This window comes from Streptomyces sp. WM6386 (assembly GCF_000972385.1).
Classification (GTDB): domain Bacteria; phylum Actinomycetota; class Actinomycetes; order Streptomycetales; family Streptomycetaceae; genus Streptomyces.
Map to the genome: position 1 here is coordinate 1 of NZ_JXTE01000184.1, position 1,458 is coordinate 1,458.

At 65.8% G+C, this 1,458-nt stretch carries 1 pseudogene; it reads left to right on the plus strand.

From position 1 onward, the window contains the following. Window positions 1-1,458: pseudogene (locus tag TN53_RS40565) on the plus strand (carbohydrate-binding protein); the annotation flags it as partial.

Consider the following 1,458-nt stretch of genomic DNA (forward strand, 5'->3'; position numbering starts at 1 on the left):
CCCGAGGGCAACATGTTCGGCACGGGCACCTGGAGCTACAACAAGGTCAGTTGGCTCAACGATCCCGACGACTTCTTCGCCGCCTGGGACTCCGCGTACAAGCTCATCAAGGGCAAGATGCCGGACGCCCGCATCGCGGGCCCCAACACCAGTGTCCTGTACGACCAGGTGAAGGGCTTCCTCGTCCATGCCCTGGCCGCCGACACCCTCCCGGACGTCATCACCTGGCACGAGCTGAGCCACCGGGAGGCGGTGCGGCAGAGCGTCGCCAAGTACCGGGCGTGGGAGAAGGAGTTGTTCCAGGGCACCACGCACGAGGGCACCCAACTCCCCATCAACATCAACGAGTACGCCTTCAACTACCACACCTCCGTCCCCGGCCAGATGATCCAGTGGGTGTCCGCGATCGAGGAGTCCAAGGTGGACGCCGACATCGCGTACTGGAACATCGACGGCAACCTCTCCGACTCCGCGGTGCAGTCCAACCGCGGCAACGGCCAGTGGTGGCTGCTGAATTCGTACGCATCGATGAGCGGGCACACGGTTTCGGTGAACCCGCCGTTCCCCGGTCAGAACTACACCATGCAGGGTGTCGCCACCCTCGACGAGAAGAAGAAGCAGGCCAGGCTGATCTTCGGCGGCTCCACCGGCAAGGGCCACATCACCTTCGCCGACGTCCCGAAGAAGGTCTTCGGCAAGAGCGTGCACGCCTGGGTCCGCGAGATCGACTGGAGCGGCCAGATCGGCGACAACTCAGGACCGAAGCTGCTCACGGAGACGAACCTGAAGGTCGGCGCCGACGGCACGGTCAGCGTCGACTTCGGCGACGGCACACTGCCGACGCTGAAGGAGTCCTCGGCGTACGAGATCGTCCTGAGCCCGGCCGGTGAGGCGAAGGGCACGCAGACCGCGCCGACACGCTGGCAGGGTTCGTACGAGGCGGAGAACGCGGCGCACACCGGGTCCGGCTACTCCAAGAACGGTCCGGAGGGTTCGACGAGTGACGTGTCGAAGTTCTACACCTCCGGCGGCTACGACGTCGGCGGCCTGCGCACCGGCTCCGACGTCACGCTCGACTTCACCGTGGACGCCCCCGAGGACGGCACCTACGACCTGAGCGTCTTCGCCAACTCCCTCAACACCTTCGACAAGGTGAAGGAGCAGGGCCCCACCAACGTGTTCCTCCGGGTCGACGGCTCCGCCGACACCGAGCAGGAGCTGTCCATGCCGCTCGGTTACAAGTGGGTGGTGTGGGACCACACCGACACCAAGGTGAAGCTGACCAAGGGCAAGCACACCCTGACGCTCGCCGCGAAGAGCCTGGACGGCAAGCGGGTCACGAAGGGCGACGCCATCGTGGACCGGCTCACGCTGTCCCTGCCGAGCGCGAATGCCGACACCCGGGTGTACGAGGGTGAGTTGGCCTGGCTCGGCGGCGGAGCACGCTCGGTGTACGAC